The following is a 17,710-nucleotide window of genomic DNA, read 5'->3' on the forward strand; positions in this document are numbered from 1 at the left end:
AGGCGATCGCAGGGACGCGGCGACCATGGACTGGCTCGAACTCCCGGGCATCACCCGCCACGTCGTGCAGCAGGTGCGCACGGGGTTCACCGGCGATGGCGACCGCCACCACTACCTGCGCGAACTCTTCCTGGCCGCCGAGCGCGAGTTCTGCAGCCTGCATGCCTACGTCCTGCTCGAGCGTCGCGTGCACCTGCTGCTCACGCCGATGGCCTCCGGCCAGGCCGCGCGGATGATGCAGGCGCTGCGCCGCCGGCACCGTGCGGGCGGCGGTGGCTGGCACAGCCTGCTGCTGCCCGACGGCGAGGCGGTCCTGCGCCGGCAGCGCTGGATCGAGCTGTCGCCCGTGCGCGCCGGCCTGGTGGCGCACCCGGCGCGCTATCGCTGGTCCAGTCATGGCGCCCATGCCGTGCCAGTGCGCGACTGCCCGCTGCAGCCGCATCGCGCCTGGCTGGCGCTGGGCCCGGACCTGGCCGCGCGCCAGCGCGCCTGGGCGGGACTGGTGGCGACCGGGGTACCGCGCGTGCGCGGCCGCGGCGACGGCCGCAATGCATCCGGGCCCTGGTGCCGGCAGGCCGGCGGCGTCAGCTTCGCCGGGCCCTGGCGCCCCGGACAGCGGCATGTGCGGCGTTGAGCATCGTGGCCCTGGTTCGGCCCGGCCGGCTTGCCTGCCGCCAGCGACGGTGGCCTACTGTCGCCGGCGCGGGCGACCGGGGATCCCGCGCCGCCGCGCCGCGTGCGCCCGTCCGGAACGGATTCCCGGCCATGAACAAGGAGTGTCCATGAACGTCCCACGCCCGTCCGCCGTGCTCCTCGCTGTCGCCGTCGCCATCGCCGCGCCCGCCGCGCAGGCGCGGGAGGGTGCCGGCGCCAGCGAATGCGAGCGCAACTTCACCGTCGAAGGCTCGTTCCTGTCGGGGCGCACCTATGCCACCGAAGCGCTGGTACAGGGCGCCACCTATCCCGACGCCCTCCACCGCGTGCGCGACAAGCTGGTCGAACAGGGGCTGGACGTGATCGCGGCGCAGGAGAAGAACGGCTACATCCGCGCCAACAACGCCGTGCGTGGCGCCGAGGGCGGCAGCGCCAACGCGCCGCTGCGCGGCTACGTCACCCCGGTGGACGGCAACAGCGTCAACGTCTCGCTGCAGCTCACCATCCACGGCGGGCAGTCGGCCCGGAAGAAGACGGTGATGCAGTACCTGTGCGACGCGGTGGCAGCCGCCGCCGCCGGCTGAACCGGCGATGGCCCGGCCGGTCCCGGCCTGGCCGTCGACGCCGCCCCGACGCGTGCGGGTGCTAGCCTCGGCCCATGTCCAGCCTTCCGGCTTCCCCGTCCATGGTGGACGGCGCCAGCCTGGTCGCACGCTACCGCCAGGTCCGCGCCCGCACGACGCGGCTCGCCGCGCCGCTCAGCGCGGAGGATGCGCAGGTCCAGTCGATGCCCGAGGCCAGTCCGGCCAAATGGCACCTGGCCCACACCACCTGGTTCTTCGCCCGCTTCGTGCTGGAGGATCCGGCGGCCGTGCCCGACTGCTGGGACGTGCTGTTCAACAGCTACTACGTCGGCGCCGGCGAGCGCCATCCGCGCCCGCGGCGGGGGCTGCTGACGCGTCCATCGCTGGAGGAGGTCCTGGGCTGGCGCGAGGCGGTCGATGCACGGGTGGTGCGGGGCCTGGAGACAGGCGCGTTCGATCCGGCGCGGCGGCAGGTGCTGCTGCTGGGCACCCACCACGAGCAGCAGCACCAGGAACTGCTGCTCACCGACATCAAGCACGCGCTGTGGTGCAACCCGCTGGCGCCGTCCTACCGCCCGGACCTGGCGGCGGTGGCCCACGCGCCAGGCGCGGCCGCGCAGGCCCTGCGCTGGCTGTCCCGCGACGAGGCGGTCGTGGAGATCGGCGCCGCCCGCTGGCCCGATGCCGGTGCCGGCTTCGCCTACGACAACGAAACCCCGCGCCACCGGGTGCTGGTGCCGGCGCACGCGATCGCGCACCGGCCGGTGACCAACGCCGAGTTCGCCACGTTCGTCGCCGAAGGCGGCTACGCCACTCCCACGCTCTGGCTGAGCGACGGCTGGGACCACGTCCAGCGCGAAGGCTGGCGTCGTCCGCTGTACTGGCACGAGGACGGCGCGCGCGAGTTCACCCTGGGCGGCTGGCGCGAGCGCGATCCGCACGCGCCGGTCTGCCACCTCAGCCACTACGAGGCCGACGCGTTCGCGCGTTGGGCCGGGGCGCGCCTGCCCACCGAGGCCGAATGGGAAGCCTGGGCCGCCGGCGTCGACGTCGAAGGCAACTTCGCCGATGACGACGCGTCGCTGCACCCGGTCGCACCGCGCGACGCGCCCGCGGCCGACATGCCGGCGGACCTGTTCGGCAACGCCTGGGAGTGGACCGGCAGCGCCTACGCCCCCTATCCCGGCTTCCGCCCGCTGCCTGGGGTGCTGGGCGAGTACAACGGCAAGTTCATGAGCGGCCAGCTGGTGCTGCGCGGCGGCAGCTGCGCGACGCCGCGCGACCACGTGCGCGCGAGCTACCGCAACTTCTTCCCGCCGCACGCGCGCTGGCAGTTCTCCGGCCTGCGCCTGGCGAGGGATCCCGATTGAGCGGCGGGCCGCGACTCACCGACCGCCACCCCAGCCCCGACGACATCGCCGGCGACGTGCTGCGCGGCCTGTCGGCCACGCCCAGGCGTCTGCCGTCGAAGTACTTCTACGACCGTCGCGGCTCGGAGCTGTTCGAGGCCATCACCCGCCAGCCGGAGTACTACCTCACCCGGGTGGAACTGGAACTGCTCGCCGGGCGTGGCGCGCAGATCGCCGCGGCCGTGGGGCCGCGCGCGCACGTGGTGGAACCGGGTAGCGGCAGCGGACGCAAGACCCGGCTGCTGCTCGAGGCGCTGGAGGATCCGGTCGCCTACACCCCGATCGACATCTCGCGCGATGCCCTTGTCGCGAGCGCACGGCGCCTGGACAGCGAGTTCGGCGCGATCGAGGTGCTGCCCGTGCTGGCCGACTTCACCCGCCCCGTACCCTTGCCCCGGCCTGCGCGCGCGGCCGCGTCGGTGCTGGTGTTCTTCCCGGGCTCGACCCTGGGCAACTTCACCCGCCACGAGTCGGTGGCCCTGCTGCGCGCCATGCGCGCCACCATGGGCGAGGGCGGCGCCGCGCTGCTGGGGCTGGACCTGGAGAAGGATCCGGCCCTGGTCGAGGCCGCGTACAACGACGCCGCCGGCGTCACCGCCGAGTTCACCCTCAACCTGCTGCGTCGCCTGAACCGCGACCTGGGCAGCGACTTCGACCTGGACGCGTTCGCGCACCGCGCGCGCTACATCGTGGACGAGGGCCGCATCGTGACCACGCTCGAGAGCCTGCGCGACCAGGTGGTGACGGTGGCCGGCCGGCGCTTCGCCTTCGCCGCGGGCGAGCACCTGCACGTCGAGCAGAGCCAGAAGTACACCGATGCCCGCATCGCCGGCATCGCCGCCGATGCGGGCCTGGAGGTGGTCGCGGGCTGGAACGATGCCCGCGACTGGTTCGGGCTCCGGCTGCTGCGGCCCGCCGCATAGAAAACACCGCCCGGCCTGGTGGCCGGGCGGTGCGTGCGTGGCGCCGCGGGAGCAGTGCCGCGGGCTCGTCGCGATCAGTCCGCCTTGACGGTCAGGCGGCTGCTGTCGACGTTGACCACGCCCTCGATCTCGCGCGCGATGCGGGTGGCCTCGTCGATCTGCGCCTGGCTGTCGACTTCACCCGACAGGGTCACGGTGCCGTTGACCGTTTCCACGTCGATCGACAGGCCCGAGACGTCGCTGTCGGCCAGCAGCGAGGACTTCACCTTGGTGGTGATCCAGGTGTCGTCGACCGGCTGGTCGGAATCGCCGAGCCGGTCGGGGGCGCCCATGTCCGGATTGGCGTCGGCATAGGTCGGGTCGGCCTGCGCGTCGGTGGGGCCCACCGGCGGAGTCGCGGCCTGGTCGGCCGGCTCGGTCATCGCGGCATCGGCGCGGTCGTCCACCGCCGGATCGGCGCGGTCGGCACAGCCCGCGGCGAAGGCGAGGGCGGCGGTCATGGCAACGGCAAGGGGAATGCGGGACTGCTTCATGTGTTGGCTCCTGTGGGGATCGGCCGGCCAAGTGTGGGCGTGGCGCCGTCCAAGAGGCGTGACCGGGGCGTTCCGGTGGCGTGAAGCGGCCCGCGGGCTGAATCCTGCGTTCACGCCCCGTCGGGCGCGGCGCGGAGCTGGCGACCGCGCGCCTAACGGGCCTGTCCGGCGTCGTCCGCCTCGCGGAAGCTGCGCACGTGTTGCACCAGCGCGCGCAGCTTCGCAGGCTGGTTGTGGCGGCCGGGGAAGTACAGGAAGAAGCCGGGGAACGGCGGCAGGTACTCCTGGAGCACGGCGACCAGCTCGCCGCTGCGCAGCCACGGCCGGTAGTTCTCCTCCATCCCGAAGGTGATGCCGCCGCCGGCCAGCGCGGTGCGCAGCATCAGGCGCAGGTCGTTGGTGGTGACCTGCGGGTCGACGTCCACTTCGAAGTCGCGGCCGTCCTCGCTGAATTCCCAGCGGTAGGGCGCGGTCGCGGGGGCGGGTCGCCAGCCGATGCAGCGGTGGTGGACGAGGTCGCGCGGATGCCGCGGCACGCCGTGCCGGTCGAGGTAGGCGGGTGCGGCCACCGCCACCTGCCGCTGCGGGCCGGTGAGCGGGACCGCCACCATGTCCTGTTCGATCACCTCGCCCAGGCGCACGCCCGCGTCGAAACCGCCGGCGACCAGGTCGATCGGGTCGTCGCTCACGGTGACATCCAGGGTGATGCCGGGGTAGGCCTCGGCGAATTCCGCCACCAGCGGGCCGGCGAGGAAACGCTCGGCGATCGACGACACGTTGACCCGCAGCAGGCCGCGCGGCGGGCCGTCGTCCAGTGCTTCCTCCAGCGCCGCATCCACGGTGCGCAGAGGTTCGGCCACCTGGTCGCGCAGGCGCTGGCCCGCCTCGGTCAGTCGCACGCTGCGCGTGGTGCGCTGGACCAGGGCCACGCCCAGCGCATCCTCCAGCCGGCGGATGCCCTGGCTGACCGCCGACCGGGTCACGCCCAGCGCGTCGGCCGCGGCGCGGAAGCTGGCCGCGTCCGCCACGGCCAGGAACATGCGCAGGAGGTTGAGGTTGGGCGGCATTGGTTAGCCAGTCTAACCGCGGAATCCAGCAGTGGGCGGGTTCTCTCGACAGATTGCGGCGCCTACCGTGGTCGCCGTACCCCGCTGTCGAGACACCGCCATGACCCGCTCCCTCGACTACGTCGACGACACCGGCGACGGGTCGCAACGCGACGTGCGCTGACGCGTCGTCCCCTTCCCCTGTTCGAATCCACGAGGACAGCCATGAACGACAACATCCACGGCAAGGTCGTGCTGGTCACCGGGGCCAGCAGCGGCATCGGCGAGACCACCGCCCGCATCCTCGCCGCCCGCGGCGCGACGGTGGTGCTGGGCGCGCGGCGCGTCGAGCGGCTCGAGGCGCTGGCGGCGGACATCGACGCCGCCGGCGGAACCGCCCTTGCCCGCGCGCTCGACGTCACCTCGCGCGGGGACGTGCAGGCCTTCGCCGAGCATGCCCTGCAGCGCTTCGGCCGCATCGACGTGCTGGTGAACAACGCCGGCGTGATGCCGCTGGCGCCGCTGTCCGCGCTCAAGGTGGATGAGTGGGACCGCATGATCGACGTCAACATCCGCGGCGTGCTCAACGCGATCGCGGCGGTGCTGCCGGTGATGGAGCGACAGGGCCACGGGCACGTGGTGAACGTGTCCTCGATCGGCGGCCTGTTCGTGATGCCGACGGCCGCGGTGTATTGCGCCACCAAGTACGCGGTGCGCGCGATCTCCGACGGCCTGCGCATGGAAAGCGACACGGTGCGGGTGACCTGCGTGTATCCGGGCGCGGTGGAATCGGAACTGGCCAGCACGATCACCCACGCCGAATCGGCCGCGGCGATCGCCCAGTTCCGCACGATCGCGCTCGAGCCCGAGGCGATCGCGCAGGCCATCGCCCATGCGATCTCGCAGCCGGGCGAGGTCTGCTCCTCACCCTGGTTACGCACGCCCGCCCGCTGGCCGCCGCATCCCCGCCATCCCCGCCATCCCGGGCTTCGCCGGCCCCTCCGTCCCCTCCGGATTCCCTGTAGGCGCGGCGTCAGCCGCGACCCCGCCCACCGCCCGCGCGCGCACCACGACCCCAGGTGCGCAAGCCCTGGCCCTCCCCCGCGCGCGGGCGCGAGAAGCGGGGCATCGACCTGCAGGCCGCACAACCGCCCATGCAGGCGGGCATGTGAGCCGTGTTAGAATGGCCACGGTTTCGCGCATTTTTGTCGCCGTTCGCCGCGTGATTGGCGAACTTGCGGTCATTCCGGCCGCCCTGGCCATGCCCGGCGCGCGGACCTCCATGCCCGATATCGGCAGGAACGGAGCTGCGCTCCGGTCGGGAATTCCGACGTGTCTTTCCAGCGGTCCATCGGGTGCCGCCCGCCCGGGCCGGGCGTTTGCGCGCCCCATGGCGCGCCACGAGTAGTGGAGATGACAACCAGCATGACCCAACGAATCGCCGTCCTCGGCGCCGGCCCAAGCGGCCTGGCCCAGTTGCGTGCCTTCGATGCCGCCCGCCGCGCGGGCGCGGACGTGCCCGAGATCGTCTGCTTCGAGAAGCAGTCCGACCTGGGCGGCATGTGGAACTACACCTGGCGCACCGGCCTGGACCAGCATGGCGAGCCGGTGCACGCGAGCATGTACCGCTACCTGTGGTCGAACGGCCCCAAGGAGTGCCTGGAGTTCGCCGATTACAGCTTCGAGGAGCACTTCGGCCGCCCGATCGCGTCCTACCCGCCGCGCCCGGTGCTGCGCGACTACATCATGGGCCGCATCGCGCGCAGCGGCCTGCGCGACCAGATCCGCTTCAACACCGCCGTGCACTCGGTGGAGTACCACGAGGACACCGGCCGCTTCACGGTCACCGTGCGCGAGCTCGAGGAAGACCGCATGGTGAGCGAGGAGTTCGACTGGGTGGTGGTGGCCACCGGCCACTTCTCCACGCCCAACGTGCCCGAGTTCGAGGGGCTGGACAGCTTCCCGGGGCGCGTGCTGCACGCGCACGACTTCCGCGACGCCTGCGAGTTCGCCGGCAAGGACCTGCTGCTGGTGGGCAGCAGCTATTCGGCCGAGGACATCGGCACCCAGTGCTACAAGTACGGCGCCAGGTCGATCACCTTCAGCTACCGCAGCCAGCCGATGGGCTACACGTGGCCGGAGGCGTTCAGCGAGAAGCCGCTGCTCACCCGCGTGGACGGCCGCACCGCGCACTTCGCCGACGGCAGCCGCCGCGAGGTGGACGCGATCATCCTGTGCACCGGCTACCTGCACCACTTCCCGTTCCTGCCCGACGAACTCACCCTGCGCACCCGCAACCGGCTGTACCCGCAGGGCCTGTACAAGGGCGTGTTCTGGATCGACAACCCGAAGCTGGTGTACCTGGGCATGCAGGACCAGTACTACACCTTCAACATGTTCGACGCCCAGGCGTGGCTGGCGCGCGACGTGATCATGGGCCGCACCGCGCTGCCCAGCCGCGAGGAGATGCTCGCCGACAGCCAGGCCTGGTTCGCGCGCGAGAACGCCTGCGCCAGCGCCGACGACGAGATCGACTTCCAGGCCGCCTACGTGCGCGACCTGGTCGACCGTAGCGACTACCCGGACTTCGCCATCGAGGAAATGGCGGAGATGTTCAAGCAGTGGCAGCGCGACAAGCGCGAGGACATCCTCGGCTACCGGGACCGCCGCTACCGCTCGACCATCACCGGCACCCTCGCGCCGCCGCACCACACACCGTGGATGCAGGCCATGGACGATTCGCTCGAGGCGTTCCTGCGCGACCCGCAGGAGCTGGAGGAACAGCCCGCGGCCGACGCTGCGCGGCCATCGCCCGCGCCTGCGCCTGCGCCTGCGCCTGCGCCTGCGCCTGCGTCCGCGGAGGCGGCCCCCGAGCCGCGCGCGCGCCGCACCGCCTGACGCCATGGAACGGGCCGGCAGGCGGGCATCGCCGCCGGCCCCGGCCTTTGCGGATGCGGGGCGCCTTCGCCCGCTGCGGTCCTCCATGCACCGCCTGGCCATCGGGGCCGGCGCCGCCATCGTGGTGGAGGGCCCCTCAGGCGCGCGCGCGAGGGCCCGCCTGGATCGTTCGCGCCCGCAGCCTGCGCCGCCGCCCGCGCCACAGGCAGGCCGCCTCCAGCCCGGCGCCCGAGGCCGCGCCGATGACGGCCATCATCCACAGTCCTTCCGACCGCAGTTCCAGCACCCCGCCGCCGAATGCCGCGGTCGTCGCGCCGCACGCCAGCGCCGCCGCCACCGGGCGCGCCGCCGCGCCCAGCCGCGGCCGCAACACGCCCATGCAGGCGCCGCCGACCAGGGCCGGCACCATCCCCGGCACGTAGGACATCACCAGCAGGAACAGCAGCATCGTCAGCGGCTCGGGATCGTCGTGCACGAGCATTGCCGCGATGCCGAGCAGCAGGCCGCCCAACGGTGGTCCCAGCGCGGCGAACAGCAGCGCCGGCCCGGCCACCTGCGACAGGCGCAATGGCGCGCCCCCGTCCGGACGCCGGAGCAACGCCGCCGCGACGACGACCAGCACCGGAACCAGCAGCAGCGCCAGCCACGCCAGCGGCCAGGATCGCGACATCGCCCCCTTCCCATCGCGGCGGCATCGCCGCAAACCCGTCGCAGTATACGAACCGGCGCGTGGCGCGCCGGCCGCGCTCAGTGAGTCACGCGCCCGGGCAGCAGCCTGGCCAGCCGCTCCATGGGCAGGTAGCCGCTGGACTCCGGGTCGTCGGGCAGGGCGCCGACCTGCAGGTGGTGGACGTGCTCGGCCAGGGCGAGTTCGCCCAGGCCCACCTCGAGCATGGTGTAGGTCGCGTCGAGGAAGTCGTCCTCGCGCGCGGGATCGTAGTGCGGGAACCCCACCTCGATGCCGAAGAAGCCCGGATCGTCCGGATCCTCGAGCGCGACGAACCGCGCCTGCCGCGGATCGATGGCGATCCCCGAGCGGTTGAGCACGAATCCAAACCCGCGCGGCGGCTTGAACGCCGTGATCTCCCAGCCCTCGATCGCGGGCGCCGCGTCCACCAGGGCCACCACGTCGGCGAAGGCCCCGGTGTTGCCTTCCGCGGTGACGATCAGGTGGCCGCTGCCGTCCTTCATGAGGCCCAGCTCGAACCACAGCTGCTCGGACACCTGCTGCAGGCGTTCGAGCAGTTCGTCGGCCAGGGCCTCGCGCCGTGGATGGCCGCGGTCCTTGAGTTGCCGTTCATTGGCGCAGAACCACCGCCAGAAGTCGCCGGGCGCCGCCATGCCGTGCCTGCATCGGTCGGGGAAGGAACAAGTATGCACGGATGCACGCCATCGGGCGCCCAGCCCGGGCAGCGCCGGGCCCGGGCCGCGTCCGGCCACCGCCGCGCCGACCCCTGCCCCGTCGTGATCCCGGCCCGCCCGCCGCCACGCAGGCTACGCTGGTGCGGCGTGGGCAACACCGCGCTGCGCCGGCGCGCAACGCGGCGGTGCGCAACGCCGCGCGGCTGGCGTGCCGGCGGTCGCGGCGGTAGAGATCCGGACCCCCTCGTCAGTACCCGAACGCCTCGGTGAAATGCTCCAGCAGAGTGCCGAAGATCCCCAGCTGGCTTTCGAGGTACTCGCCCACGCGCGCGTGCGGCAGCTCGAAGTCGTACAGCAGGTACGGATCCATGTCCTCGTCCAGGTACGCCCGGCCGTAGCGGTACGTCCGGTTGTACTGGTTGACCACCTGCGGCGTGGTGCCTGCCTCCAGGTCCAGGCCGACTTCCAGCTGCAGCGAACCGCAGCGGTCGTTGCGGCAGTCGAAGAAGTTCAGCCTGCAGGTCAGCCCGTTCTGCTGAAACATGATCTCCGGGTCGCCATGCCGGTCGCGCCCCAGCTCGGGCGACAGCCCCAGGGCGGCCAGCACCTCCGCCGCCTGCGGGCCGGAGATGGTGCCGAGCGACTGCGCGGTGGCCGCCTGCGGGGCGGCCAGGGCGAATGCGAACAACGCGGCGAGCAGGCGCCGGCCTGGCAGGTGCATGGTGGATCCCCCTGGGTGTGTCGGGCGCATCCTAACCCGATCCCGCCGCCGCCGGCGCCGGCAGCGGCGCCCGAACCCCCCGCCAAGGCCTGGCCCGGCCGCCGCAGATGGTGCGGACCGGACAGGCGCCACCTCCCCCATGGCCCGTCCGGCCCATCCCCGGTGCTATCGTGCGCGTCGCCACGCCGCACCACACCGGAGGCCCACGCCCATGCGCAAGCGTGCGCGCTCCCTTCTCCTGTTCGCCTGCCTGGTCACGCAAGCGATGTCTACCGCCTCGGCAAGCCCGGGCCAGGCCGGCGCGCTGTACGTGTTCGAGGAAGCCAGGCGGCTGTGCGAGCGCGACGACGGCGCGTTGTGGGGCAGGTCGCTGTGCGGGCCGATCATGATCGTCGACCCGGTCGACCGCGGCATGGTTGCCAACCAGCAGGATCGCGGTGGCGTGTTGCAGGCCAGCGACGGGGCCTTCGTTGGCCAGCTGCCCCCGGAGGTCATGCTGGCCAACACGCGCGTCGAATGGTCGGGCACCGAGTGGACGCAACTGGTGTGGCCGGTGCCGCTTGAACCAGGGGTGCTGCGCGTGTTCCTGGTGCACGAGATGTTCCACCGCATCCAGCGCGACCTGGGGCTGGCACGCAACGAGGCGGGCAACCGCCACCTCGACATGCGGGAGGGCCGCTACCTGCTGCAGCTGGAGTGGCGCGCGCTCGCCCAGGCGCTGATGGCCGATGACGAAGGGGCGAGGCGCGACCGCATTGCCGATGCGCTCGCCTTCCGGCACGAGCGCCGCCGCCTGTTCCACGAGGCCGCCGCCGACGAGTCCGCGCTGGAAGTCAACGAAGGAATCCCGGAATACACCGGCGTTCGCCTGGGCCTGGCCCACGACGGGCAGCGCCGCGCCTACGCGGTCTACGCCCTTGCCCGCTTCCTCGACGCGCCCAGCTTCGTGCGTTCGTTCGCCTATGCCAGCGGCCCCGCGTATGGCCTGCTGCTCGACCAGGCCGATCCCGGCTGGCACCGCAGGCTCGATGCCGACGCCGATCTTGGCGCACTGCTCGCGAGGGCGCACGGCATCGGTCCCCCGGACCCGGCCGGCCATGCCGCGCGGGTGCAGCGCTACGACCGCGATGGCAGCCTGGGCCGGGGCGAGGACGCGCGCGAACAGGCGCGTGCAGCACGAGTGGCCGCGTGGCGCGCGACCCTGGTCGATGGCCCGCGGCTGGTGCTGCCCCTGGCCAGGACGAGTTACCAGTTCAACCCGCAGACCCTGGCCACGCTGGATGGCATCGGCACGGTCTACCCCAGCCTGCGCCTGACCGACGCCTGGGGCGAGCTGGTGGTCGTGGAGGGCGGTGCCGCCCTGGTGCACGCCGACCGCAAGCGGGCGGCCGTGGCCCTGCCGGCCAACCGCGCGCCGCTGGCGGGCGAGGTGGTGGCGGGCGAGGGCTGGACCCTCACGCTCGCACCCGGCTGGACGCTGGTGGCCGGCGAGCGCGAGGGCGACATGACGCTGGCACCCGGGCCGCATTGACCCGGCCGCACGGTCGCCGGGCGCCGGACCGGGGCGTGCCGCAGGGATCGGGCCGGTCGCGCACCCTATACTCGTGGGCCGCAGGCCACCCCGCCCGAGGACCCGGTCATGACCGATCGCAGCCGCAGGGATGTCATCCTCGCCGCCACCGCCCTCGCGGTCGGTGCAACCGCCACCGGCTCCCGCGCGGCCGCGCCCACGCCCGCCGGCAAGGCATCGTTCCCGCCGGTCGTGCACCACGTGTTCTTCTGGCTGAAGAATCCCGATTCCAGGGAGGACCTCGCGAAGCTGATCGCCGGGTTGCGCACGCTGGCGGGCATCGACACCGTGCGCGGCATCCATATCGGGGTGCCGGCGGACACCGAGCAGCGCGGCGTTGTCGACGGCAGCTACAGCGCCTCGGAGATCCTGTTCTTCGACGACGTGGCCGGGCAGGACGCGTACCAGGTCCATCCCATCCACCAGCAGTTCGTCGCCGACTGCGAGCACCTGTGGGAGCGGGTGGTGGTGTATGACGTCATGGCCGTCGCGCCATAGTGCGCCCGCGCGGGCGGGTCAGCGGGCCCGGGCGTCGTCCAGCCGCATCCCCGGGAACCAGCCGCTGTCGCGCAGGAAGGCGTCGGGGTCGTCCAGGTCGATGATGCGCGCCACCGCGGCACGCTTGTCTTCGGCCTGCAGGTAGTAGGCCTTCGCGACGCGGTAGCCGACCCAGTAGCCCAGGTCGTAGGGCTCGTCCGGGCCGGGCCGGTAGTTGTACAGCCAGGGTCCGAGGTCGGACCCGTGCATGGCGGCCTGGAACGCCGTTTCGATCTCCAGCTCGCGGCCCCGCGTCCACTCCGCGTGGTGGATGTTGCTCACGCTGCCGGAGACCAGCTCGGCGACGAACTCGGCCGCGCCTTCCAGCAGCGACATGCGCAGCACCGTCGCCCGCGGGTCGCCCGGCTCGGGCTCGTCGCGGGCCAGGGCCTGCAGGGTATGCACGTACTCGTGGGCGATCACGTGCACGAAGCGGTCTTCGGGATCGGGATGCAAGAAATCGGCGGCGCACAAGGCCTCCAGGCCGATGGTCGCGCCGGAGGGATCGGCGATCCCGACAGGGCGGCCGCGGCCGACGACGATCGCCACCGGCGGATAGGCCGCGTCCGGATACAGGTCCGACAGCGTGTCCAGCGCCGCCTGCAGCCGCCGCTCCACCGCAGGCAGCACCCGCAAGCATTCCCGCGCGTGCTCGTACATCCCCGGGTTGGACGCGATCTGCGCGGCGATGCGCTCGCCCGTCACCCGGCGCGCGCGCGCGAACTCCTGGAGGCGCTGGCTGCCCCCGGCGAGGTAGGCATCGAGCTGCTCGACGCTGGGGCGTCCACCGGTGGCGTCGTAGAGCGCGTAGAAACGGTCGACGTCGCCGGTGTGGATTTCGGGCGTGGCCGCGAACGCAGCGCTGCACATCGCGCCGCACGCTGCCGCCAGGAACGCGCGCATCGGGAGCTCCATGCGCCTACGCTACAGCGATGGCCGGCGATGTGGCTGTGCCACTGGTCACCGTCCCGGGAACGCGTGGCAACGATGGAGGCGAGGCTGTCCAGGTGCGCTTGCTTCGCTTACCTGGGCGACGGCTCCGACAGGCAGCGCTCGACGGCCACCTTGTCGATGACCGACCACACCCGGGCGATCTTCCCGTCCGCGTACCCGTACATCACGTTCTCGCAGAACCTCGCCCGGCGGCCGTCGACGTCCAGTCCCAGGAACCGTCCCGCCGGATGGCAGTCGAACGCCAGGCGCGCCGCCACCGAAGAGCCGTCCGCCACCAGCAGCTGCACCTCGAAGCGCAGATCGGGGATCGCCCGGTAGTCTTCCTCGAGCATCCGGCGATAGCCCTCCAGCCCGATCGGCTCGCCGTTGTAGGTCACGTCCGCGGCGACGAACTCGCCCAGCCGGGACAGGTCGCGGCTGTTGAGGCAGGCGATGTAGTCGCGGTAGAGGCGAGCGAGTGACATGTGTGTCCTGGGCTATCCAGTCATCGGCATATCGTCGCCACATCCTAGCCCGGCCAAGGCCGCTGGCCGCATCCGGGGCCTCGCGACAACCGTGCTGCGACGCTGCAGGACTCCCGGAGGCGAACCGAAGCCAGGCTGCCTTGTCGTCAGTCGATCCCGGCGAGGAGGTCGTCGGGCTGGCGCCATGTGGACGGACGCGGCTCCCAGTCGCCTTCGCCGAGCACGGCCGTGACCAGGTTGGCCAGGGGAAATCCGAGCTCCTGCTCGGCCGCCTGCGCGCCCGCGTCTTCCCAAAGGGTAGCGACGACGAAGGCGCGGAACGCTGCGTCTTCGCGGGCGGCCAGCCGGGACAGGATGGCCGCCAGGTCGTAGGCCAGCTCCACGCCTTCGCCGAAGTGGAAGGCCTCGCCGGACCAGAATGCTTGGATCCGCTCCGCGTCCCACCACGCCAGGTGGCGGGCATGCATCTGGGCCGGGGTGTACAGGCGCACGCGCGGGTCCGCAAGCGCGGGGACCAGCGCGTGCTCGACGTTCTGCGCCAGGCCCTCGTTGAGCCACACGGGTAGGTCGAGGTGGCGGAGCAGCGCATGGGTCAGCTCGTGCGCCACCACCGGCTCGAGTTCGTCGAGCCCGTCATGCCAGGAGGCGAAGTGGCCGTACCCCGCATCGAGGAACACGCCGCTGGAAAGCGCGCGCCCGTCGCCCCTAGGACCATAGTGTTCGAGGTACGCGTAGTAGCTGTCCTGGGAGGCGAAGACGACGACCACATGGGGGCCGTATCCCTCGTCCTTGCCGATCGACCCCAGGCGCTGCCGGATCGCGCGCCGCGCCTGCTCGCAACGCTCAAGCACCAAGTCGGCCGTGCGGTCGGGCAGGGAAGACAGCAGTAGGAAGTCGTCGCTGGCCCGCTGCGAATACTGCCCGTCCGGCAGCGCACGCCCCAGCGCCTCCATCCACCGCCGCGCGGCGGCGGTATACCAGTCGTGCAGGAACGCATCGCTGGCGCCGCCACCGGCGACGTCCATCGCCTCCCAATCAGGGATCGGCAAAGTGGCGTCGGAACGCCAGCGCATCTCGGCCGCGGCCGGCGCGGGATACGCGGGTTCCGATGCTGGCACTGCCGGGGCTGCCCTGTCCTTGCGAAACCACCCGAACATTGCGAAGCACCTCCCCCGTTTCCGTGCCGGCGGCGCAGCGAACAATTGAACCTGACCCCGCTACTGCTCGGCCCTAGACTACCAATCGCCGGCAAAGTACGAAGAGCGGCTCAACCGCTTGGGGAATGTGCCCTAGGTTCACTGGCCGAAGAACCCGGGTCACTCCAACCTGACCCCTCTCTTGTGCCCGGGCTACGCCCGCTGCTACATGATGAGTCTTAGTTGGTCATTCGTCGCTTGGGTGGCGGCCTCATACACTTGTTCCACGAGCTTGATCAAGGGCGATAGGCGGGTCACGTCATTTACCTTGAGCATGCGCTGGGCCCAGCGGCCCTTTGCCTGCATGAGTTGACCCCGTTCAATGGACCAGGGGTTCCCATTCTCTGGGAACGCAACGGCGCATTCGCCTGCCTCATGAGAGGCTTGGATTACATGAGGGCAGTAGAACCGCTCTAAGCCAACAAAAGTTGGTCCGAGCTCATTGAAGCAGAAGCTCGGATCTGCGCGCACAACGTATCTGTCGCCACGTTCGCCGTAGTGCTGTATGAGCGTGTTGATCCTACTCTCTGATACCTCCCAGTCTACAAGCACCAAGAGGGGGCAATCCTTTGGTCTCCGGGACAGAAGCCGGGAGTTCTTCCTTATGTAAGAGATTAAGGAATCGACCCCGGACGACTCGTCACTTTGCAGGTTAGGCAATGTGACAAACTTGAGGATGCCTCTTCCAATAACGTTCGCTACGTGGTTCAGTACGGCCTCATCAAGATCGCCTTCCACGAGGACAACTGGGCTGAAGGGATATGAGAGTATAGGGTGTAAGTAAGTGGAGACCCCTTGCTCCTCTGCAGCGCGAACCAGTGCAGGAGTTGCCATCGGATGGAATACGCTAGTTGTGTCGTCAACTTCGACCCAATAGCCACGATCTGCTGACATAGAGACTACGGGAGAATGGGTGGTCGTGAATATTTGGAGGCGTCTGCTTTCGTCAGAGGTCCAGTCAATGAACTTCTTTGCCAATCGAGTCTGAAGATCATGATGAAGGCCAGATTCTGGCTCCTCAACTGCCCAGACGGTGGCTTGCCTCCATCCAAACTGACGGGTGTAGTCAGTATCAATGTCGCGCAATAGATGCAGTAGAAAGAAGGCCTGATGACCGGCGCCCCAATTCTCGTCTTTCACTTTGACGCCATTAAGCCCAACGGCTTGAAATCCGGACATCCGAAGCATGCCGCCAAGTGACTCAGCTGTGGCAATGTTTGGCCTGGTTATTGGCGCGCCCGAGTCCGCTAGCGCGGACGCCGTGGAATTAAGGATCCTTTCTGCAGACTCCGAAAGGCCTCTCAGTACGTCAGCTGCCTGAGAGGATTCCCGCATTCTCTTGAATATGACGCTGGCGATTGCTTGGCTTTCGTCGCGGAGCAGTTCGGACGGGACTGTTCGGTTCGGAATGTAGCGAAAAACGATCAGAGATAGGAAGTCCGAGACCATCCGGTCACCATCTTGGACTTCTTCTCCGCTCGCGATGAGCGTGACTGATTCTTCGGGGCGGCGTTGACGATCGAGGGACCATGTCTTCCTTATGCTGAAGTTGGACCCAAGACGTTGGAGTGACTCAAGGCCGGACCTAAAGCGAAACTGGGAGGGAAGAGAAAACTCCACCTCAATTGAGATCTGCTTCTTCTGTCTCCTTGAAGGCCGGAAGTGGAGGTCTACGTCAAAGTCGACTGGTTCGCCTGGGGATGTCTCGCCATTGAAGAATAGATTCAGTGCGCGAAGAACGTTGGACTTGCCGCTGGAATTCTTCCCTGTGAAGACAACGTGGCCATCTAAGCTTGTCAACTTCTCGTCGGCGATTGATCGAAAGCCTTGGATACGAATTGAGCTTATGAGTTTCAAAGTCAACTCCTCTCGCAAGAGTCCATCCTGGGTTCCTGACCGAAGCGATTTCCGGCAACTTTCGAACAGAACGGTTGCCACTTGAAATAAAGGGCCGGCAGTACTTCAAGAACTGCCGGCCCTTATATCAATCTCAAGTGGTGTTCCTAAGCTATCCGCACTTGCTATACCCACAATTCAAACAAGTCGCGCACCCGTCCATGATCACCAGCGCCTTGGTGCTGCACTTGTGGCACATCGTGGCGCTGGGCGGGAAGCTGGTGCCGTCGCCGGTGACTTCGACGTCTTCTTCGTGGTGGGAGGACGTCGCGACGGAGCCGTCCCCATCCCGGCCTTCCCCCGCTGGGGCGGGGGAAGGAGCAGCGGCTACGTCAGGGTTTTTTTTTGAGCGCGCTTCGTACTGCTTGCGCTTCTCGGCGATCAGGGCCTTCTGGGCGGCGCTCATCTGCGGGTCATGGAGCAGGCCGATGGACTTGAGGTGCTCTTCGACGATGAAGCCCAGTTCGGCCACCAGCGAGGGCATGTACACGCCGCCGGCCTTGAAGTAGCCGCCCTTGGGGTCGAACACCGCCTTCATCTCTTCCACCAGGAAGGTGACGTCGCCGCCCTTGCGGAACACCGCGCTCATGATCCGGGTGAGCGCGACGATCCACTGGAAGTGCTCCATCGACTTGGAGTTGATGAAGATCTCGAACGGGCGGCGGTGCTCGTGCTCGGTGTCGGCGTTGAGCACGATGTCGTTGATGGTCACGTACATGGCGTGCTCCACCAGCGGCGACTTGATCTTGTAGGTGCTGCCGACCAGCACGTCGGGGCGCTCGATGCGCTCGTGCATCTGGATCACGTCGGCGCTGGGCCGTTCGTCGCCGGCCGGTTCGCTCTTCACCGGGGCGCCTGCGGCGGCCTTCTCCCTGTCCTCGGGGGTGACGACGGAATATCCGGTGATCTTCTTTTCAATCTTGACGGCCATTGCGTGATCCTGGGGCTTGCGGGGGACGAGGT

General features: G+C 69.7%; 17 protein-coding genes and 1 pseudogene. 8 read left to right on the forward strand and 10 right to left on the reverse strand.

Going from position 1 to position 17,710, the window contains the following annotated elements:
* Positions 1 to 25 precede the first annotated feature (25 nt).
* The 4 genes from FQY79_RS07270 (at position 26) to egtD (ending at position 3,570) form a co-directional block, all read left to right on the forward strand.
* Complete coding sequence (locus FQY79_RS07270; RefSeq protein WP_146312221.1) at positions 26 to 634, forward strand: transposase; 609 nt, start codon at positions 26 to 28, stop codon at positions 632 to 634.
* Between the two features lie 148 nt (positions 635 to 782).
* Positions 783 to 1,238 (forward strand): hypothetical protein, encoded by a 456-nt coding sequence (locus tag FQY79_RS07275; RefSeq protein ID WP_146312223.1) that lies wholly within the window; start codon positions 783 to 785, stop codon positions 1,236 to 1,238.
* 74 nt (positions 1,239 to 1,312) lie between these two features.
* Entirely contained in the window at positions 1,313 to 2,608 is a 1,296-nt protein-coding gene (egtB, locus tag FQY79_RS07280) for an ergothioneine biosynthesis protein EgtB (protein WP_146312225.1), read from the forward strand.
* Positions 2,605 to 3,570 (forward strand): L-histidine N(alpha)-methyltransferase, encoded by a 966-nt coding sequence (egtD, locus tag FQY79_RS07285; RefSeq protein ID WP_246123035.1) that lies wholly within the window; start codon positions 2,605 to 2,607, stop codon positions 3,568 to 3,570. Before egtB ends, egtD begins: the two co-directional genes overlap by 4 nt.
* 74 nt (positions 3,571 to 3,644) lie before the next feature.
* On the opposite strand, the gene FQY79_RS15590 is transcribed toward egtD, so the two are convergent.
* Complete coding sequence (locus tag FQY79_RS15590) at positions 3,645 to 4,103, reverse strand: BON domain-containing protein (protein WP_246123036.1); 459 nt, start codon at positions 4,101 to 4,103, stop codon at positions 3,645 to 3,647.
* Positions 4,104 to 4,255: 152 nt separating this feature from the next.
* On the reverse strand, positions 4,256 to 5,170 hold the full coding sequence (locus FQY79_RS07295) for a LysR family transcriptional regulator (protein ID WP_146312227.1): 915 nt from the start codon (positions 5,168 to 5,170) through the stop codon (positions 4,256 to 4,258).
* A 204-nt stretch (positions 5,171 to 5,374) separates the two neighbouring features.
* Between FQY79_RS07295 and FQY79_RS07300 the strand changes: the two are divergent.
* Both FQY79_RS07300 and FQY79_RS07305 read left to right on the forward strand, forming a co-directional pair.
* Positions 5,375 to 6,067: pseudogene (locus FQY79_RS07300) on the forward strand (SDR family oxidoreductase); the annotation flags it as partial.
* 507 nt (positions 6,068 to 6,574) lie between these two features.
* On the forward strand, positions 6,575 to 8,047 hold the full coding sequence (locus FQY79_RS07305; protein WP_146312231.1) for a flavin-containing monooxygenase: 1,473 nt from the start codon (positions 6,575 to 6,577) through the stop codon (positions 8,045 to 8,047).
* Between the two features lie 136 nt (positions 8,048 to 8,183).
* On the opposite strand, the gene FQY79_RS07310 is transcribed toward FQY79_RS07305, so the two are convergent.
* The 3 genes from FQY79_RS07310 to FQY79_RS07320 form a co-directional block, all read right to left on the reverse strand.
* Positions 8,184 to 8,717: a hypothetical protein gene (locus FQY79_RS07310; protein ID WP_146312233.1), complete on the reverse strand. Its 534-nt coding sequence runs from the start codon at positions 8,715 to 8,717 to the stop codon at positions 8,184 to 8,186.
* 77 nt (positions 8,718 to 8,794) lie between these two features.
* Positions 8,795 to 9,388 carry a hypothetical protein gene (locus FQY79_RS07315; protein WP_146312235.1) on the reverse strand — a complete coding sequence of 198 codons (594 nt, stop codon included), beginning with the start codon at positions 9,386 to 9,388 and terminating at the stop codon, positions 8,795 to 8,797.
* Positions 9,389 to 9,656: 268 nt separating this feature from the next.
* The gene (locus tag FQY79_RS07320) at positions 9,657 to 10,130 is read right to left on the reverse strand and encodes a YbjN domain-containing protein (protein ID WP_146312237.1); all 474 of its coding nucleotides are present in this window, start codon (positions 10,128 to 10,130) and stop codon (positions 9,657 to 9,659) included.
* A 211-nt stretch (positions 10,131 to 10,341) separates the two neighbouring features.
* Here FQY79_RS07320 and FQY79_RS07325 point away from each other — a divergent pair, with 211 nt between their 5' ends.
* Together FQY79_RS07325 and FQY79_RS07330 are read left to right on the forward strand one after the other, a co-directional pair.
* Positions 10,342 to 11,661, forward strand: a complete 1,320-nt coding sequence (locus FQY79_RS07325; RefSeq protein WP_146312239.1) for a hypothetical protein — start codon at positions 10,342 to 10,344, stop codon at positions 11,659 to 11,661.
* A 108-nt stretch (positions 11,662 to 11,769) separates the two neighbouring features.
* Positions 11,770 to 12,198 (forward strand): Dabb family protein, encoded by a 429-nt coding sequence (locus tag FQY79_RS07330; RefSeq protein ID WP_146312241.1) that lies wholly within the window; start codon positions 11,770 to 11,772, stop codon positions 12,196 to 12,198.
* Positions 12,199 to 12,216: 18 nt separating this feature from the next.
* Here FQY79_RS07330 and FQY79_RS07335 read toward each other — a convergent pair whose 3' ends face one another.
* From FQY79_RS07335 to FQY79_RS07355, 5 genes are all read right to left on the reverse strand, one after another.
* Positions 12,217 to 13,152 (reverse strand): DUF2268 domain-containing putative Zn-dependent protease, encoded by a 936-nt coding sequence (locus FQY79_RS07335; protein ID WP_146312243.1) that lies wholly within the window; start codon positions 13,150 to 13,152, stop codon positions 12,217 to 12,219.
* Positions 13,153 to 13,259: 107 nt separating this feature from the next.
* Positions 13,260 to 13,655 carry an ester cyclase gene (locus FQY79_RS07340; protein WP_146312245.1) on the reverse strand — a complete coding sequence of 132 codons (396 nt, stop codon included), beginning with the start codon at positions 13,653 to 13,655 and terminating at the stop codon, positions 13,260 to 13,262.
* A gap of 146 nt (positions 13,656 to 13,801) precedes the next feature.
* The gene (locus FQY79_RS07345; protein ID WP_146312247.1) at positions 13,802 to 14,704 is read right to left on the reverse strand and encodes a hypothetical protein; all 903 of its coding nucleotides are present in this window, start codon (positions 14,702 to 14,704) and stop codon (positions 13,802 to 13,804) included.
* A 312-nt stretch (positions 14,705 to 15,016) separates the two neighbouring features.
* Positions 15,017 to 16,726, reverse strand: a complete 1,710-nt coding sequence (locus FQY79_RS07350; RefSeq protein WP_222434258.1) for an ATP-dependent nuclease — start codon at positions 16,724 to 16,726, stop codon at positions 15,017 to 15,019.
* A 133-nt stretch (positions 16,727 to 16,859) separates the two neighbouring features.
* A complete protein-coding gene (locus FQY79_RS07355) occupies positions 16,860 to 17,678 on the reverse strand; it encodes a TSCPD domain-containing protein (protein WP_146312251.1) in 819 nt (272 codons plus the stop codon).
* Between the last annotated feature and the right edge of the window lie 32 nt (positions 17,679 to 17,710).

It is taken from the genome of Luteimonas wenzhouensis, from assembly GCF_007859305.1.
Classification (GTDB): Bacteria; Pseudomonadota; Gammaproteobacteria; order Xanthomonadales; family Xanthomonadaceae; genus Luteimonas; species Luteimonas wenzhouensis.

Coding starts and splice junctions, on each gene's coding strand:
- FQY79_RS07325 (WP_146312239.1), top strand. CDS start 10,342: ATGCGCAAGCGTGCGCGCTCCCTTCTCCTGTTCGCCTGCCTGGTCACG.
- FQY79_RS07330 (WP_146312241.1), top strand. CDS start 11,770: ATGACCGATCGCAGCCGCAGGGATGTCATCCTCGCCGCCACCGCCCTC.
- FQY79_RS07295 (WP_146312227.1), bottom strand. CDS start 5,170: ATGCCGCCCAACCTCAACCTCCTGCGCATGTTCCTGGCCGTGGCGGAC.
- FQY79_RS07310 (WP_146312233.1), bottom strand. CDS start 8,717: ATGTCGCGATCCTGGCCGCTGGCGTGGCTGGCGCTGCTGCTGGTTCCG.
- FQY79_RS07275 (WP_146312223.1), top strand. CDS start 783: ATGAACGTCCCACGCCCGTCCGCCGTGCTCCTCGCTGTCGCCGTCGCC.
- FQY79_RS07355 (WP_146312251.1), bottom strand. CDS start 17,678: ATGGCCGTCAAGATTGAAAAGAAGATCACCGGATATTCCGTCGTCACC.
- FQY79_RS07335 (WP_146312243.1), bottom strand. CDS start 13,152: ATGGAGCTCCCGATGCGCGCGTTCCTGGCGGCAGCGTGCGGCGCGATG.
- FQY79_RS07305 (WP_146312231.1), top strand. CDS start 6,575: ATGACCCAACGAATCGCCGTCCTCGGCGCCGGCCCAAGCGGCCTGGCC.
- FQY79_RS07340 (WP_146312245.1), bottom strand. CDS start 13,655: ATGTCACTCGCTCGCCTCTACCGCGACTACATCGCCTGCCTCAACAGC.
- FQY79_RS07320 (WP_146312237.1), bottom strand. CDS start 10,130: ATGCACCTGCCAGGCCGGCGCCTGCTCGCCGCGTTGTTCGCATTCGCC.
- egtB (WP_146312225.1), top strand. CDS start 1,313: ATGTCCAGCCTTCCGGCTTCCCCGTCCATGGTGGACGGCGCCAGCCTG.
- FQY79_RS15590 (WP_246123036.1), bottom strand. CDS start 4,103: ATGAAGCAGTCCCGCATTCCCCTTGCCGTTGCCATGACCGCCGCCCTC.
- FQY79_RS07315 (WP_146312235.1), bottom strand. CDS start 9,388: ATGGCGGCGCCCGGCGACTTCTGGCGGTGGTTCTGCGCCAATGAACGG.
- FQY79_RS07270 (WP_146312221.1), top strand. CDS start 26: ATGGACTGGCTCGAACTCCCGGGCATCACCCGCCACGTCGTGCAGCAG.